This window comes from Streptomyces sp. NPDC093097 (assembly GCF_044754325.1).
GTDB lineage: Bacteria > Actinomycetota > Actinomycetes > Streptomycetales > Streptomycetaceae > Streptomyces.
The window spans coordinates 629,795-646,268 of sequence record NZ_JBIVOW010000001.1 but is presented as its reverse complement, the minus strand read 5'-3'; the positions used below and the strand labels follow the sequence as shown (position 1 = coordinate 646,268).

At 73.0% G+C, this 16,474-nt stretch carries 14 protein-coding genes; 8 read left to right on the top strand and 6 right to left on the bottom strand.

What is annotated here, in order from left to right; genetic code table 11:
* Positions 1 to 281: 281 nt before the first annotated feature.
* The 3 genes from ACIQE0_RS02680 (at position 282) to ACIQE0_RS02670 (ending at position 2,712) form a co-directional block, all read left to right on the top strand.
* The gene (locus ACIQE0_RS02680) at positions 282 to 935 is read left to right on the top strand and encodes a transglycosylase SLT domain-containing protein (protein ID WP_402328534.1); all 654 of its coding nucleotides are present in this window, start codon (positions 282 to 284) and stop codon (positions 933 to 935) included.
* A gap of 323 nt (positions 936 to 1,258) precedes the next feature.
* On the top strand, positions 1,259 to 2,134 hold the full coding sequence (locus ACIQE0_RS02675; RefSeq protein WP_366332861.1) for a lysozyme: 876 nt from the start codon (positions 1,259 to 1,261) through the stop codon (positions 2,132 to 2,134).
* A 128-nt stretch (positions 2,135 to 2,262) separates the two neighbouring features.
* On the top strand, positions 2,263 to 2,712 hold the full coding sequence (locus ACIQE0_RS02670; protein WP_366332863.1) for a spore-associated protein A: 450 nt from the start codon (positions 2,263 to 2,265) through the stop codon (positions 2,710 to 2,712).
* A gap of 23 nt (positions 2,713 to 2,735) precedes the next feature.
* Here ACIQE0_RS02670 and ACIQE0_RS02665 read toward each other — a convergent pair whose 3' ends face one another.
* From ACIQE0_RS02665 to ACIQE0_RS02645, 5 genes are all read right to left on the bottom strand, one after another.
* Entirely contained in the window at positions 2,736 to 3,419 is a 684-nt protein-coding gene (locus ACIQE0_RS02665) for a response regulator (protein ID WP_402328531.1), read from the bottom strand.
* Positions 3,416 to 4,726: a sensor histidine kinase gene (locus ACIQE0_RS02660; RefSeq protein WP_402328529.1), complete on the bottom strand. Its 1,311-nt coding sequence runs from the start codon at positions 4,724 to 4,726 to the stop codon at positions 3,416 to 3,418. The genes ACIQE0_RS02665 and ACIQE0_RS02660 overlap by 4 nt, the downstream gene beginning before the upstream one ends.
* Before the next feature lie 10 nt (positions 4,727 to 4,736).
* Complete coding sequence (locus ACIQE0_RS02655; protein ID WP_402328527.1) at positions 4,737 to 5,966, bottom strand: acyltransferase; 1,230 nt, start codon at positions 5,964 to 5,966, stop codon at positions 4,737 to 4,739.
* Positions 5,959 to 6,978 carry an alpha/beta hydrolase gene (locus ACIQE0_RS02650; protein WP_402328525.1) on the bottom strand — a complete coding sequence of 340 codons (1,020 nt, stop codon included), beginning with the start codon at positions 6,976 to 6,978 and terminating at the stop codon, positions 5,959 to 5,961. The genes ACIQE0_RS02655 and ACIQE0_RS02650 overlap by 8 nt, the downstream gene beginning before the upstream one ends.
* A 190-nt stretch (positions 6,979 to 7,168) precedes the next feature.
* Positions 7,169 to 8,248, bottom strand: a complete 1,080-nt coding sequence (locus ACIQE0_RS02645) for a LacI family DNA-binding transcriptional regulator (protein ID WP_402328523.1) — start codon at positions 8,246 to 8,248, stop codon at positions 7,169 to 7,171.
* A gap of 272 nt (positions 8,249 to 8,520) precedes the next feature.
* On the opposite strand from ACIQE0_RS02645, the gene ACIQE0_RS02640 reads away from it, so the two are divergent.
* The 5 genes from ACIQE0_RS02640 (at position 8,521) to ACIQE0_RS02620 (ending at position 16,082) form a co-directional block, all read left to right on the top strand.
* On the top strand, positions 8,521 to 9,813 hold the full coding sequence (locus ACIQE0_RS02640) for an extracellular solute-binding protein (RefSeq protein ID WP_402328521.1): 1,293 nt from the start codon (positions 8,521 to 8,523) through the stop codon (positions 9,811 to 9,813).
* Between the two features lie 13 nt (positions 9,814 to 9,826).
* Complete coding sequence (locus tag ACIQE0_RS02635) at positions 9,827 to 10,753, top strand: carbohydrate ABC transporter permease (protein WP_402328646.1); 927 nt, start codon at positions 9,827 to 9,829, stop codon at positions 10,751 to 10,753.
* Positions 10,750 to 11,601, top strand: coding sequence for a carbohydrate ABC transporter permease (locus tag ACIQE0_RS02630; protein ID WP_366332876.1), 852 nt, complete (start codon positions 10,750 to 10,752; stop codon positions 11,599 to 11,601). The genes ACIQE0_RS02635 and ACIQE0_RS02630 overlap by 4 nt, the downstream gene beginning before the upstream one ends.
* 32 nt (positions 11,602 to 11,633) lie before the next feature.
* The gene (locus ACIQE0_RS02625; RefSeq protein WP_402328519.1) at positions 11,634 to 12,911 is read left to right on the top strand and encodes a glycosyl hydrolase; all 1,278 of its coding nucleotides are present in this window, start codon (positions 11,634 to 11,636) and stop codon (positions 12,909 to 12,911) included.
* A gap of 69 nt (positions 12,912 to 12,980) precedes the next feature.
* Positions 12,981 to 16,082, top strand: a complete 3,102-nt coding sequence (locus ACIQE0_RS02620; protein ID WP_402328517.1) for an alpha-mannosidase — start codon at positions 12,981 to 12,983, stop codon at positions 16,080 to 16,082.
* Between the two features lie 16 nt (positions 16,083 to 16,098).
* On the opposite strand, the gene ACIQE0_RS02615 is transcribed toward ACIQE0_RS02620, so the two are convergent.
* A complete protein-coding gene (locus tag ACIQE0_RS02615) occupies positions 16,099 to 16,383 on the bottom strand; it encodes a hypothetical protein (protein ID WP_366332882.1) in 285 nt (94 codons plus the stop codon).
* Positions 16,384 to 16,474: the final 91 nt, after the last annotated feature.

Below are 16,474 nucleotides of genomic sequence, written 5' to 3'. Positions count from 1 at the left end.
CGTCACGTACGAGGCCGACTAGTCGATGCCGGGACGAGCTCGGCCCATAAACAAGGGCCAGAAACCATCCCATTTCGGACATCACGCAACATCTCACGAAGAACGGTAGCACAAGGGGGCATTGCCACCGGCTGGGTCGGCCCGTAACTATGGATCCAGTCGCACCGAGAGCGCGCCGCACCTCCCGCCCCAAGGGCGAACGCGGCAAAGAGCCTCCGGTACGAACGCGCCAACGATGGCCACCTCCCCGTTTTCCCTTACCTGGAAGAGGTCACCCCCGCATGTCCTTCACCCTGCCCCGCGCTGCCCGAATCGCCCGTATCACCCGTACCCACAAGGTCGCCCTGGCCGTTCTGGCCGGCGCCGCCGCCACCACGGGCCTGGCCGCCACCGCGGCCCCGAGCAGCGCTCCGACCACGACGGCGCACGCCCCCGCCGCGGTCAAGCCGGTGAACGCCGACGGGACGCCCGCCAAGGCCGACAGCGCCAAGGTCGAGCGTCCGGTGAGCGCCTCCGTCGCGGACCGCATCAAGGTCACCGCGGTCGCGAAGCAGGGCCACACCGCCGAGCAGGCTGCCAGCCGCTCCGCCGACCGCCCCGACTCGGGCTCCTACGGCAACAACCTCGACGGCTGGATCCGCCAGTCCCTGGACATCATGAAGTCCAAGGGCATCCCCGGTAGCTACGAGGGCCTGCACCGCAACATCATGCGGGAGTCCAGCGGCAACCCGAACTCCGTGAACGACTGGGACGTCAACGCCAAGGCCGGCATACCTTCCAAGGGCCTGCTGCAGGTGATCCAGCCCACCTTCGACACGTACCACGTCAACGGCACGGCCAACAACCTGACCGACCCGGTGGCCAACATCACCGCCGCCGCCAACTACGCGGCCCACCGCTACGGCTCGATCGACAACGTCAACTCGGCGTACTGAGCCGCCGTCGACGACGACCGACGACACAGATGACCCCGCAGGGTCGATACAGATAGCTGGCGAAGCGGCGACATGGCGCGTTCGCCGCTGAGCAGAGAGCGGGCCCCGGCAACCAGCCGGGGCCCGCTCGTCTTTGTGCCACGGGGGCCGCGCCGAGGGCTCGCGGAGGCGGCCCAGACGAGTGAGATGGCCCGGCCGGACGGCGGACCGAGGCCCCGTTGAGCCATGGAATCCGGCGATTCAGCGTATATGTCTTTTCATCGGCAGGATTCTGCTCAAAAGCTGCCGAAACTGACTCGACCGAAGTCCTTCGGAGGCACGCGATGCCCTTGCGCAGATCCGCACCGGCCCGGCGCACGGCCCGCCTGGCGGCCGGCTCCCTCGTCTCACTCGTCACCGTGCTCGCCATGCCGCTCACCGTGCCCGGCACCGCTACCGCGACACCGGAAGCCGCAAAGACCCCAGCCCACCCCGAGCAGGACTGGATGGGCTCGACCATCGCCGCGCACGAGGGCATCGAGAGCGGCGGCGGCTCGGAACCGCGCGGGGTCTGGAGACGCAAGTCCGTGGCCGGGGTCGACGTCTCCAGCCACAACCACCGCGTCAACTGGCACAAGCTGCACCGCATGGGCATCCGGTTCGCGTACGTCAAGGCCACCGAGGGGACCGGCTACAAGAACCCCTACTTCACCCAGCAGTACCGCGGCTCGTACGACGTCGGCATGATCCACGGCGCCTACCACTTCGCGCTGCCGGACCACTCCAGCGGGAGCGCGCAGGCGCGGTACTTCGCGCACCGGGGCGGCGGCTGGTCACCGGACGGCCGGACGCTGCCGGGCGCGCTCGACCTGGAGTACAACCCGTACGGCGCGACCTGCTACGGCAAGAGCCATGCGGGCATGGTCCGGTGGATCGCCGACTTCGCGCGCACCTACCGGGCACTGACCGGGCGGGACGCGGTGATCTACACCTCGACGAACTGGTGGAAGCGGTGCACCGGCAATTCCGGCCGGTTCGGCCGGAGCAACCCGCTGTGGATCCCCCGCTACGGCCGCCACGTCGGCAAGCTGCCCTCCGGCTGGCGGTTCCACAGCATCTGGCAGCACACCTCCAAGGGGCGCACCGTCGGCGACCACAACCGGTTCAACGGTCCTTACAACCGGTTGAAGGTGCTGGCCAGGGGCCGGAACGACGACTGAGCCGCACTTGCGCGCCGATATCGGCGCACCGCGCGTACAACCCTCCCCGTCCGGCCGGTGTCCAACACGGTGCATCCGCCCCTGCGATGCATGACCACGCGACGGACACCACCTGACGGGGGTTTTCCATGAAGCGTTCCTCTCTCATCGCCGGTTCCGCGGCCCTGGCCGTGGCGGGAATCGCCACCATGGGCCTGGCCACCACCGCCTCGGCCGCGCCGATACCCGGTGCGTACAACGGGGCGTGCGGCAGCGGATACGGCGTCGTGAACTCCCTTCCGATCTCCGGAAAGGGAACCGTGTATCTCACGTACAGCGCGAAGACCGGGAAGAACTGCGTGGTGACGATCCGGAAGGCACCCGGGGCGCGGGTGTTCGTCCGCGCCGTGCTGGGGCCGTCGGACCACAGTTCCGCACCGGTGTCCGACAGCGGGAAGTACACCACCTACGCCGGGCCGGTGTATCTCGCGGCGAAGGGCCGGTGTGTGGACTGGGGCGGGACCATCGAGAAGGTGAGCGTCGGCGTCACCGGATCCAACTGCGGCCGGCTGGCGCCCGGGAGCGCGGCCCACCGCTGAACCGGACGGCCCGGTAAGGGAGTTCAGTACCCGGTGGGCCGCACCAGCCCCGTCTCGAAGGCGAAGACGGCGGCCTGGGTCCGGTCCCGCAGTCCCAGCTTGACCAGGATGCGGCCCACATGGGTCTTCACGGTCTGCTCGGCCACCACCAGCCGTTCGGCGATCTCCGCGTTCGACAGCCCCTGGGCGATCAGCGACAGCACCTCGGTCTCCCGCTCGGTGAGCCCGGCGGCCCGGCCCCTGGGCGGGATGCGCCGGGCGCCGGTCATCCGGGAGAACTCGGCGATCAGCCGCTTGGTGATACCTGGGGCGAGCAGTGCGTCGCCGGCCGCCACCACCCGTACCGCCTGGGCGAGTTCATCGGCCGAGGCGTCCTTGAGGAGGAAGCCGGAGGCGCCGGCGCGCAGCGCCTCGTAGACGTACTCGTCGAGGTCGAAGGTGGTCAGGACGAGGACCTTGACGGCGGCGTCGGGCGGTGCGGTGATCCGCCGGGTGGCCTCGATGCCGTCGAGTCCGGGCATCCGGATGTCCATCAGGACGACGTCCGGGGCGAGTTCGGCGGTCCTGGCGACGGCGTCGTGGCCGTCGACGGCCTGGCCGACGACCTCGATGCCCGGTTCGGCGTTGAGCAGCACCGTGAAGCCCTGGCGGACCATGATCTGGTCGTCCGCGATCAGCACGCGGATGGCGGTGGCGGCGGTCGTCATGGCGTGTCCTCGGCGGCGTCGGAGCGGGCGGCGGGGGCGGGGAGGATCGCGGTGACCTCGTAACCGCCGTCGGGGGTGGGGCCGGTGGCCAGTTCGCCGCCGAGCATCGCGGTGCGTTCGCGCATGCCCAGCAGGCCGTGGCCGGTGCCCGGGGAGGGCGCGGCGGGCCCGTCGGGGGCGGTGTTGGTGACGTGGAGGGTGAGGTCGGCGGTGCGGTAGCCGATCTCGACGCGGACGGCGGCGCCGGGCGCGTGCCGCATGGCGTTGCTCAGCGCCTCCTGGACGATGCGGAAGGCGGACAGTCCGGTGCCGGGCGAGAGCGGGCGCGGGGTGCCGGCGGTCTCGACGACGACCTCGACGCCGGCGCCGCGCACATTGCCGACGAGTTCGCCGAGCCGGTCCAGGGTGGGTTGCGGGGTGTGCGGGGTGCTCTCGGGGCGGCTGTCCTCGGAGCGCAGGACGCCCAGGACGCGGCGGAGTTCGGTGAGCGCCTCGACCGCGTTCTGGCGGATGCCGCGGAGGTTCTCCTGGAGTTCCGCCGAGGGGTTCTCGGCGAGGTGCGGGGCGACCTGGGCCTGGATGGAGATCACCGACATGTGGTGGGCGACCACGTCGTGGAGTTCGCGGGCGATCCGGTTGCGCTCCTCCAGGAGCGTGCGGCGGGCGCGTTCCTCCGCGGTCAGCTCCTCCTGGACGACGAGTTCGGTGCGGGCCTGGTGGCGGCCGCGGAGCAGGGTGCCGACCAGGCCGCAGACCGCGAGCACCACGACCGGCGTGCCGACGTCGTCGACGTGCCCGGCGAACAGCACATCGCCGAAGGCCCCGGCCAGCGAGCCGAGGACCACCATCTGGGCGGTCGCCCGGGGCCGGACCCGCAGCGCCGCCAGGAACAGCGTCACGGCCTGCCCGGCGAGCCCGTTGCGCAGCCAGGGCAGATCCTCGAACGGGACGAACGAGGACGCCGCGAAGCAGGGCACCGCCAGCAGCGCCACCGTCGTCACCCACCAGGCGAGGACCGGGCGGTAGAGCGCGAGGAGGGGCGCCGCCGACTGGGCCACGGCCAGGGAGACGGCGAACGGCATGCCCATGCCGTACCGGAACCCGTAGTTGTTGGCGTTGAAGGCGAGCACCACGATCCCGAGGATCAGCAACGGCCCGAAGATCACCGGCCGCCAGTCCAGCCAGCGGGGCTGCCGGGTCCCGGTCGGCGGCTCCTCGGCCGCTCCGGTCCACAGGTCCTCGCGCAGGCACCGCGGCACCGCTCGCAGGGCCGCCGTCAGCCGGCCGGCCGTGATCCCCCTCTTCACGGGATGAACCTTAGGCACGGGGCATCGCCGCCGAGCGGGCAGGGCCGTCTTCGCGGACGGCCGGCCCGGGGGCGCCCGCCGCGGAGCCGCCCTGCTCGCGGGTGCGCGGCCGCCGGTGCTCGTACGCGGCGAACGCCGCCCGGCACAGCAGCAGCGCGGCCGCGAAGACCGGCAGCCAGGCCAGCCGGGCGAGCATCCAGGAGGGGCCGTCGGGGAGGGTGTGCAGGCCGGGCAGCGGGCCGGCCAGGAACCAGGCGGTGGCGGTGACCGCCATCATCGCGGTCTGATGCCAGAGGAAGACGGTCATCGCGGAGAGGTTGAGCAGGGCGACCGCCGCCCAGGCCGCCGGGCGGCGCAGGGCGCGGGCCAGCGGGCCGCGCAGCAGCAGGGCCGCTCCGCACTGGGCGAGGCCGAAGGCGACGGCGGCCAGGGTGGGCGGGTTGAGGTTGGAGACCGCGGCGCCGGGGACGCCGACCATGGACGCGGGGTAGCCGGCGCAGAGCACCAGGGCGGCGGTGGCCGCGGCGCCGCCGAGCAGCAGCGCCCAGCCGGTCGTCGGGCGCCGCGCGGCGCCGCGGGCGCGGGCCGCGCCGAGGCAGTACGGGACGAGCCAGCCGGCCGGCAGGTTGAGCCAGCCGAGCCAGTCCGGGGCGCCGGGGCCGAAGCGGAAGAGGTCGACGAGGACGACGACGGCACAGGGCCAGAACGGGTGCAGGCGCGCGGTCAGCGGGGTGGCCGCGGTGAGGGCGGCGAAGACCAGCAGGAACCACAGCGGCGAGAGGACCAGCTTGTCCAGGGTGTGGACGGTGTCCAGGCCGACGCCGGCGGCGAGCATCACGACGGTGGCCACCGTCCAGACCGCAAGGACCGCGGCGACCGGGCGGAAGAGCCGGCCGAGCCGGGCGTGCAGCCAGTGCCGGTAGGCGGTGCCGCGGGCCCGGGCCGCGGCGTGGCTGCGCGCGGCGACCTCCCCGCCGACCAGGAAGAACACCGCCAGGGTCTGGAACAGCCAGGACACCGGGGCGAGTTGGGGCATCCGCTGGAGCGGGCTGGCGCCGTGCAGGGTGCCGCTGTCGGTGATCAGGGCGGTGACCAGCCAGTGGCCGAGGACCACGCCGAGGATGGCGACGGCGCGCAGCGCGTCGAGGGCGCGGTCGCGGTCGGGCGGGGTGGCGGTCTGGACGCGGTGGACCAGCGCCTGTCCGCGGGCGGCCGCGGCGCCGCGCGGGCGGTTACGCATGGCGGTCCTCCCGGGCGGTGCGCTGCGCGGTGGCGGTGGCGTCAGGGGCCGCGGACGGGGGCGGCCCGGCGACGATCCGGGCGAGGCTCTCCAGGGACCGTGAGCCGGGCTTGAGGTAGTCGCTGTGGCCGCCGGCGCCGGCCGCGAAGATCCGGGCGCCGAAGCGCGGGGAGACCGGGTCGGTGCCGAAGCCGAAGCTGGCGAAGGGCAGGGCCAGTTGGGCGTGCGGGACGTGCGCGACCCAGTCGTCGGCGCCGCGGCCGGCCCAGACGGTGGCCGGGGTGCGCAGCCGCGCCGCGGTGTCGGCCCCGACGCCGGGGCTGCCGTAGAGGACGAGGTCGTCGGCGGGGAGGCCGGGGGCGGACCGGCCGCAGACCACCGAACCGTAGGAGTGGCACAGCAGCGAGATCCGGGCCGCGGGCCGCGCCTGCCGCAACGTCTCGGTGAACGCGTGGAGTTGCGGCCCCGCGTCGTCGGCGAGTGCGGTGGTGACGGCGGCCGGGGTCATGGTGGCGGGGGTGGGGTAGCCGAGCCAGGCGAGGACGGCGGGCCGGATGCCGGGGTGCTGCTGGAGCCGTTGCTGGAGGGCGCGGGCGCCGTCGCGGAGGCGGTGGTAGGAGTCCAGGTCGGTGTCGGCACCGGGGACGAGCACCGCGATGCGGTCGGCGTGCGCGAGGTCGCCGTAGACCTCGGTGCTGCGGCCGCCGTCGCGGCCGTCGAAGGTGAGGAAGTGCCGGTCGGGGGCGGCCATGGCCCGCAGGGCGGCGGCCCGCCGGTGGTCGCCGTGGGCGTCCGCGCCGCGCTCGGCCGCCCGGATGTCGGCGCGGGTGGTGGCGTACCGGTGGGCCAGGGTGGCGGGGGCGGTGTCCCGGAGCGGGCCGAGGGCGGTGGGGGCCGGTGCGGGGACCGCGGCGGGGCGGGCCGCGCCGGATATCGGGACGGCCACAGAGGCGGTGACCAGCACGGCGAGCAAAGTGCGGGGCAGGCGGCTTCTGCGCGGGCGGGGCGCCATGGCGGAGGGTCCTTCCGTACCGGGGTTCTGGGGTGGTTCCGGCACCGAAGCTAAGGAGCGGGGTGACTGGTCGGCGTCCCGCCAGGGAGCGCACCTCGCGGGTAGTCCTCAGGTATGACGGGTAGGGGTGGGGTCTCTCCGGTGGTGTCCCAACTGCCCGGTGGGGAACGGCGCGTGAGACCGCCTCATGTCAGGCGGGCGGTGGGCCGGTGCTCTCCCGGGGCTCCAGGTGCGGCAGTTCGCCCTCGGTCGTGCGGGCCGGGCCGCCGTCGAGGAGGGCGAGGAGTTCACCGGCGGCGAGCCGGCCGAAGCCCGCGGTGTCCCGGACCAGTGCGGTGAGCGGGGGGTGGGCGACCCGGCACAGCGGGGAGTCGTCCCAGGCGACGATGGAGAGGCGGCCCGGGACGGGGATGCCGCGGCCGGCGGCGACCGAGGCGCCGGCGATCGCCATCACGTCGTTGTCGTAGATGAGCGCGGTGGGGGGCTCTGCCGCGTCGAGGAGGCGGCGGGTGGCCTCGGCGCCCTCCGCGTCGGAGTAGTCGGTGGTGATCGAACGGACCTGCCTCGCGTCGAGGCCGCGGCGGGCGGCTTCGGTGCGCAGGGAGTGGATCCGGCGGGCGGTGTGGGCGAGGCCGGGCAGGCCCGCGATGTGCACGATCCGGCGGTGGCCGAGGCCGTGCAGATGGTCGAGGATGCGGGCCATGGCGGCGGCGTCGTCGGCCCAGACGGTGGTCAGGAGGGGGGCGGCGGAGGGCTCCGCGGCGTCCGGGGCGGGGCCGCCGATGGCGACGGCGGGCAGGCCGAGGGCGGTGAGCAGGGCGGGCCGGGGGTCGTCGGTGCGGGGGTCGACGACGAGCACGCCGTCCACCCGGCGCTCGGCCCACCAGCGGCGGTAGAGCGCGCACTCGGTGTCGAGGTCCTCGACGACCTGGAAGAGCAGGGCGGTCCGCCGGGCGGAGAGCACTTCCTGGATGCCGGAGACGAGTTGGAGGAAGAAGGACTCCACGCCCAGGGTGCGGGCCGGGCGGGCCAGCACCAGTCCCAGGCAGCCGGCGCGTTCGCCGGAGAGGGCGCGGGCTGCGCTGTTGGCCTGCCAGCCCAGTTCGTCGGCGACCTTCCGGATGCGGGCGCGGGTGTCCTCGGAGACGCCCGGCCGGTCGTTGAGGGCGAAGGAGACCGCGCTCTCGGAGACGCCGGCCCGTCGGGCGATGTCCTTGATCGTCGGGCGGCGGGCCGGCTTGCGGCGGGCCGCCTCACCGGGCGCTGTCATCGCGGGCTCCTCGGGGCCGAACCGCAGGGGTGCCGCCAGTCTGATCAGGGTGGCCGGGCCTGTCAATCAACGGTCGGGCCGCTCCGCATTGCTGCCCCAAAGTCCTTTGGTTACCAGGGTGTTGACACCTACTAAATCGCATTAGTAGCGTCGGCCGCGTTGCGATCCGGAGCCTGGGAAACCGTGGTACGGAACCGGTTCCCGGCGCCGCGATGCCTTCGACAGATTTCTGGTCCGAGCACTTCCGCGCACGTTGAGCCAAGGAGCCGGCCATGCATCGTCATTCCCGTCGGGCGCCCGCCGCCGCGGTCCTCGCCGCCTCTGCGCTGTTCCTGTCCGCCTGCGGCGGCGGGGACGGCGGCGGGGGAACCGACAGCGCGGAGGGGAAGGTGGCGGGCGAGGTCACCTTCCAGACCTGGAATCTCAAGGCGCGTTTCCAGAAGTATTTCGACGGGGTCATCGCGGAGTTCCAGAAGAAGTACCCGGGCACCACGGTGAAGTGGATCGACCAGCCGGCCGAGGGCTATCCGCAGAAGCTCAGCGCGGACGCCGCCGCCGGCACCCTGCCCGATGTCGTCAATGTGTCGCCCGACCTGGCCTATCCGCTGGCGAAGGCCGGGCTGGCGCTCAACGTCGAGAAGGCAGCCGGGAAATACCGGGGCGAGTATCTGGACGGCGCCTGGAAGAGCAATGCGATGCCGGGGGTGTCGGGCGTCTACGCCTTCCCGTGGTATCTCAACACCGGCCCGATGTTCTACAACAAGGACCTGTTCCGGAAGGCCGGACTGGACCCGGAGAAACCACCGACCACCTACGACCGGCTGTTCGCGGACGCGCTCACCATGGCCCGCGGCAGCGACCGGAAGATCGCGATGCTGGCCGGAACGCCGTCGATCGAGGACTTCGGCCGCTACGGCGTCCGGCTGATGAACGCGCAGGGCACCGCGTTCACCTTCAACGAGCCCAAGGGCGTGCAACTGCTCTCGCGGTACAAGGAGTTGTACGCGACCGGGGCGCTGGACTCGCAGGCGCTCACGGCCGTGGCCGAGTCGGCGGGGCGCAAGTTCGAGCAGCAGTCGGTGGCGATGAATCCGGGCAGCGCGCTCGATCTGGAGAATTTCAAACGGGACGCACCGGGCCTGTACAAGAACATCGGGATCACCGACGCGGTCAACAACACCGGTAAGGCCAACATGTACGTACAGGGCCTGATGGTGAACGCGCAGAGCAAGGTGAAACCGGCGGCGGTGGTGTTCGCGCACTTCGTGACCGACCAGCGGCACCAGATGGCGTTCGCGCAACAGGTCACGGTCTTCCCGAGCACGAAGGGCGCACTGGACGATCCGTACTTCACCAAGGAGGACGGCACGGACGCCACCCGGGTGCGGGTGGCGGCGGCGAAATCCCTGAAGACGGCGGTGAATTACACCCCGGTGCTGATGAGCGACCAGATGAAGACGGTGCTGCGCAATGCCGTCGCCCGGGCCCTCCAGGGAAAGCAGTCACCGCAGCAGGCACTGGATTCCGCGGTCGCGGAGTGCGATCGCCTGCTGACGAGCGGCTGAGGCCGGGATGGGAATGCAGAAGGCGGCCGCGGCGAGTGGCGGGATACGGCGTCTCGGCCACCGCCGGGGAGTCCGCAGGCAGCTGCCGGCCAGCCCCTGGCTCTTTCTCGCACCCGGGCTGCTGGTCGTCGGCGGATTCAGCCTCTATCCGTTCGCGAGCACGGTGGTCAACTCCGTGACCGACGCCCGGACGTTGACGGCCGGGCAGTTCACCGGCGGCGCCAATTACCGGGAGATGGTGCACGACCCGATGTTCTGGACGGGGCTGCGCAACAGCGTGCTCTACGTCCTGGGCGTGGTGCCGCCGCTGGTGGTCCTGCCGCTGCTGCTCGCGCTGCTCGTCCAGCGGAGCGTCCCCGGGATCGCCTTCTTCCGGGCGGCGTTCTACCTCCCGGTGGTCGCCTCGGTCGTGGTGGTCGGGCTGATCTGGGTGTGGCTGCTGGACGACCGGGGGCTGATCAACGCGCTGTTGGGAGTCCTGGGGTTCGGGCGGGCCGGCTTCCTCAGCGATCCGTGGCTGCTGCTGCTCAGCGCGATGACGGTGACGGTCTGGAAGGGCCTCGGCTACTACATGATCATTTACTTGGCGGCGCTGGCACAGGTGCCCCGGGAGCTCCACGAGGCGTGCGCGGTCGACGGGGCCGGGCCGGTGCGGCGCTTCCTGACCGTCACGGTGCCGGCGGTGCGCGCCACGATGGTGCTGGTGGCCGCACTCTCCGCGGTCAACGCCTTCAAGGTGTTCTCGGAGGTCTATCTGATGGCCGGGGCGACCGGCGGCCCCGGCGGGGAGGACATCACGCTGGTGATGCTCGTCCAGCAGGCCGGCACCGGGCTCAGCGGGCGGGTCGGCTACGCCTCGGCGCTGTCGGTGGTGGTGTTCGTGCTCACGCTGGGGCTGATGCTGCTGGTGCTGCGCGCCAACCGCCGGGAGGAACGATGACCGGGGCCGACCGGCGCCGGCGGAAGCGGGCCGGCTGGCCGCTGGTGGCCCGCTATCTGCTGCTGCTCGCCGTACTGGCACTGACCGTCGGGCCGTTCCTGTGGCAGCTGTCGACCTCGCTCAAGGGCCCGGGCGAGGACATCTACCGCTATCCGCCGAGCCTGGTGCCGCACCACCCCACGCTCGCCAACTACGCCGCGGTGGCCCGGGTGATCCCGGTCTGGGACTTCGCGCTGAACTCGCTCACGGTCGCCACCGCCAACGTGCTGACCAACTGCGCGGGCGCGGCGCTGGCCGGCTACGCACTGGCCCGGCTGCGGTTCCGGGGCCGGCGGATCGCCGTGGTGGTCTTCATCGCAGCGATGCTGGTCCCGGTCGAGAGCATCATGATCGCGCAGTTCCTGACCATGCGTCAGCTGGAGTTGAACAACACCCTGCTCGGGGTGGTGCTGCCCGGCTGCATCGGCGCGATGAACGTCCTGCTGATGCGCAACGCCTTCACGGCCCTGCCGTACGAGGTCGAGGAGGCGGCGTTCGTGGACGGCGCCAACGCCTGGCAGCGCTTCGTACGGATCGCCCTGCCGTCGGTCAGGGGCACCCTCGCGGTGGTCGCGGTCTTCGCGTTCATCGGCGCCTGGGACGACTTCCTGTGGCCGCTGATCGTGCTGAGCGACCAGTCGAAGTTCACCCTGACCGTCGGCCTGAACTACCTGCACGGCACCTTCGCGGACAATCAGCGGCTGGTGGCGGCCGGTTCGGTGATCGCCGTCCTCCCGCTGATCGTGATGTTCGCCTGCCTCCAGCGTTACTTCTTCCGCGGCGTCGGAGAGGGCGCCGTCAAGGGCTGATGCCACACCCACCCGGAGGGACTTCACCGCACATGCCCGTACCCCACCGGCCCGGCCGGATCCGCTTCGGCGTCAACTACACGCCCAGCCAGGGGTGGTTCCACCACTGGCTGGACTTCGACCTGGACGCGGTGCGCGCCGATCTGGACGCCCTGGCCGCCCTCGGCCTGGACCACGTCCGGGTCTTCCCGCTGTGGCCGCTGTTCCAGCCCAACCGCACCCTGATCCGGCCGCGCGCCGTGGAGCAGCTGGTGCAGCTGGCGGACGCGGCGGCCGACCGGGGGCTGGACGTCGCGGTGGACGGCCTCCAGGGCCATCTGTCCAGCTTCGACTTCCTGCCCGCCTGGACCCAGACCTGGCACCGCCGCAACCTCTTCACCGACCCCGACGTCCTCGCGGGCCAGGAGGAGTACCTGCGGACGCTGGCCGCCGCGCTCGCCGACCGCCCCGGCTTCCTCGGGATGACCCTCGGCAACGAGATCAACCAGTTCTCGGACGGCCCGCACCCCGACCCGGACCGCATCACCGGCGCCCAGGCGGCGGCCTGGCTCACCCGGATGCTGGCCGCCTGCGAGCGGGGCGCGCCGGGCCGCGCCCACCTGCACGCCGCGTACGACGCCGCCTGGTACCGCGACGGCCACCCCTTCACCCCCGCGCACGCCGCCCGGCTCGGCGCCATGACGGCCGTGCACTCCTGGGTGTTCAACGGGACCGCGCAGCGCCACGGCCCGACCGGGGTCGCGACCGAGCAGCACGCCGCCTATCTCATCGAGCTGTCCAAGGCATGGGCGCACGACCCGCACCGCCCGGTGTGGCTCCAGGAGGTCGGCGCGCCGGCCCCGCACATCCCCGAGGAGGGCGCCGCCCGCTTCACCACCGCGACCGTCACCAACGCCGCGGACTGCGAGGACGTCTGGGGCGTCACATGGTGGTGCGCGTACGACGTCCCCCGGTCGCTGGCCGACTTCCCGGAGCTGGAGTACGGGCTGGGACTGCTCACCGAGGACCGCGGTGTCAAGCCGGCGGGCCGGGCCCTCGCGGAGCAGGCGGCGCACTGGCGGGGGCGGGCGCACCGGCCGCCGGCCCGCGGTACGGCGCTGGTCGTCGACGCCGGGGACGCCGAGGCGGCGCCCCACCGGTCGGTGTGCGCACCCGGCGGCCCGGTCTTCGAAGCCTGGGCGGAGCTGGCCGCGCAGGGCGCCAGACCCGCCCTCGTCCTGGCCGAGCACGCCGCGGATTCCGGCCATTTGGCGTCCCGGGGGATCACCGAGGTGTGCACCCCCGAGGAGGTGGGGCAGCCCTCGCGGTAGGGCGCGTCCGTCAAAGCCCCACCCCTGGTGCCCCCGCATCCCTCCCCCCGACCTCTGGAGCAGTAAGCCATGCATGACGATCGCGCACTGGTCGAAGCCCGCCTCAAGCGGGTCCTCAACGAACGCATCCGGCCGGCCGTGTACCCGGAGTCGGTACCGCTGGAGGTGGCCGCCTGGGTCGCACCCGGAATCGGTGCCTCCCCTGGTCGAGCGGAGTCGAGAGCGGGGGGAACCGTGCCCGTGGCCGAGGGACTGGCCGCCGCGCACACCCCCGTGTCGGTGGGCGACGCCTGGGGCGCGCCCTGGTCGACGACGTGGTTCCGGGTGCGGGGCACGGTGCCCGAGGCGTGGGCGGGGCGGACCGTGGAGGCGGTGCTGGACCTGGGGTTCGACGAGCGGATGCCGGGCTTCCAGTGCGAGGCCCTGGTGTACCTGCCGGACGGGACGCCGGTGAAGGGCCTCAACCCGCGCAACCAGTGGGTGCGGGTGGGCGCGCCGGTGCGCGGCGGTGAGCGGGTCGAGTGGCATCTGGAGGCCGCGTCCAACCCCGTCATCCTCGGCGTCCCGCCGTTCCAGCCGACGGCGTTGGGCGACCCGGAGACCGCGGGCGACGCACCGCAGTACCGGCTGGCGCGGCTGGACCTGGCGGTGTTCGACACCCAGGTGTGGGAACTGGTCCTGGACCTGGAGGTGCTGGGCGAGCTGATGGCCGAGCTGCCGGTGGACGCGCCGCGGCGCTGGGAGGTGCTGCGGGCGGTGGGCCGGGCGCTGGACGCGATCGACCTCCAGGACGTGGGGGCGACGGCCGCGGCGGCGCGCCGGCACCTGCGGGAGGTGCTGGCGGCGCCGGCGGCGGCGTCCGCCCACCGGATCAGCGCGGTGGGGCACGCGCACATCGACTCGGCGTGGCTGTGGCCGCTGCGCGAGACGGTCCGCAAGGTGGCCCGGACGACGGCCAACATGACGGCGCTGCTGGCGGACGAGCCGGAGTTCGTCTACACCATGTCGCAGGCGCAGCAGTACGCCTGGATCAAGGAGCAGCGGCCGGAGGTCTACGCCAAGGTCAAGCAGGCGGTGGCGGAGGGGCGGTTCGTCCCGGCGGGCGGGATGTGGGTGGAGTCGGACACCAACATGCCCGGCTCGGAGGCGATGGCCCGTCAGTTCGTCCACGGCAAGCGCTTCTTCCTGGAGGAGTTCGGCGTCGAGAACGACGAGGCGTGGCTGCCGGACACCTTCGGCTTCGCGGCCGGGCTGCCGCAGATCATCAAGGCGGCCGGGGCCAGGTGGCTGCTGACGCAGAAGATCTCCTGGAGCCAGGTGAACTCCTTCCCGCACCACACCTTCCGCTGGGAGGGCATCGACGGCACCCGGATCTTCACCCACTTCCCGCCGGTGGACACCTACAACTGCCAGCTGTCCGGCGCCGAACTCGCCCATGCCGCCCGGAACTTCAAGGAGAAGGGCACCGCCCGGCACTCGCTGGCGCCGATCGGCTGGGGCGACGGCGGCGGGGGCACCACCCGCGAGATGATCGCCAAGGCCCGCCGGCTGCGCAGCCTCGACGGCTCGCCGGTGGTGCGCTGGGAGAAGCCCGCCGACTTCTTCGTCCGGGCGGAGGCGGAGTACCCCGAAGCGCCGGTGTGGGTGGGTGAGCTCTACCTCGAACTGCACCGCGGCACGCTCACCAGCCAGGCCCGCACCAAGCGCGGCAACCGCCGCAGCGAGCACCTGCTGCGGGAGGCCGAACTGTGGTCCGCGACCGCCGCCGTCACCACCGGACTCCCCTACCCGCACGAGCAGTTGGACCGGCTCTGGAAGACCGTCCTGCTGCACCAGTTCCACGACATCCTGCCCGGCTCGTCCATCGCCTGGGTGCACCGCGAGGCGGAGCGGACCTACGCCGCGGTGGCCGCCGAACTGGAGGAGCTGATCACCGCCGCGCTGGCGGCCCTCACCGGCGGTGGCGACCGCCCGCTGGTGGCCAACTCCGCGCCGCACACCCGCGGCGGGGTGCCGGCGGGCGCGGTGGCCCCCGCGGTCCCGGAGGGCGCCCCGGTGGACGCCGGGCCGCGCCCGGGCGGCGGCTTCGTCCTCCAGCACGACCTGCTGCGGATCGAGGTCGACGGCCGCGGCCTGGTGGTCTCCGCGTACGACCGGACCGCCGGCCGGGAGACCGTCGCCCCGGGCGCGGCCGCCAACCTCCTCCAGATCCACCCGGACTTCCCCAACATGTGGGACGCCTGGGACGTGGACGCCTTCTACCGCGAGGTGGTCACCGATCTGACCGACGCGGACGAGGTCGCGCTCACCGAGGCGTCCGCGGAGGCCGCGACGGTCCGCGTCGTCCGGAGCTTCGGCGCCTCGCAGGTGGTGCAGACCCTGACGCTGGCACGCGGGCAGCGGCGGCTGGACGTCGACACCGAGGTGGACTGGCACGAGACCGAGAAGTTCCTCAAGGCCGCCTTCCCCCTGGACCTGCACGCCGAACGGTACGCGGCGGAGACCCAGTTCGGGCACCTGTACCGGCCGACCCACACCAACACCAGCTGGGAAGCGGCCAAGTTCGAGGCGTGCGCGCACCGCTTCGTGCACGCGGCGGAGCCGGACTGGGGCGTGGCGCTGGTCAACGACGCCACGTACGGGCACGACGTCACCCGCACCGTGCGGGACGGCGCGCACCCCGGCGGGCGGGGCACCACCACGACCGTCCGGCTCTCCCTGCTGCGCGCCCCGCGCTTCCCCGACCCGGAGACGGACCAGGGCATCCACCGCTTCCGGTACGCGCTGGTGCCGGGTGCGACCCTCGGGGACGCGGTGCGCGAGGGGCACCGGATCAACCTGCCGGAGCGGGCGGTCACCGGGTCCGGTGCGGTGCGGCCGCTGGTGGCGGTGGACGACGACGCGGTGGTGGTCACCGCGGTGAAGCTGGCCGACGACCGCAGCGGCGATGTGGTGGTGCGGCTGCACGAGGCCCGCGGCGGCCGGGCCCGGGCGGCACTGACCACCGGTTTCGAGCTGGCCGGGGCGGTCGCCACCGATCTGCTGGAGCGGCCGGTGGAGGACGGGCCGGACCTTGAGCGGCGGGGCGACACGGTCCGGATGGCGCTGCGGCCGTTCCAGATCGTCACGCTGCGGCTGCGCCGGGCGGCGGGGCCGCGACCGGCCCTCTGACCGGGGCGGGGCGGGCTCAGCCGGGGTCGGCGGAGCGGGTCCGGGCGCCGCGGCAGGTGTCCCGGCGCCCGGCCCGCCGGTCCCGCCCGGCGGCGCGCTCCCCGCGCCGCGGGCCGGGGCCGGGCGCCGCCTCCCGGTCCGGGTCCCGGCCGGGGTCCAGCCCCAGCATGTCCATCAGCAACGACAGATCCTCCGCGTCCCGCGCGCGGCCGGCCAGCGCCTTCCGGGCGAGCCGGCGCTCCCGGTCGCCGGGGACGGCGCGGGGGGCGGTGTCATCGGCACCGCGGTGTTCATCGGTCACCGCTGCATTCTCGGCCGGACCGGGGCGCGCTGCCCGTCGAGCGGTCCGATGGACGCACGACGGAACCATCGAGCGCTGAATTCCCTCTTTA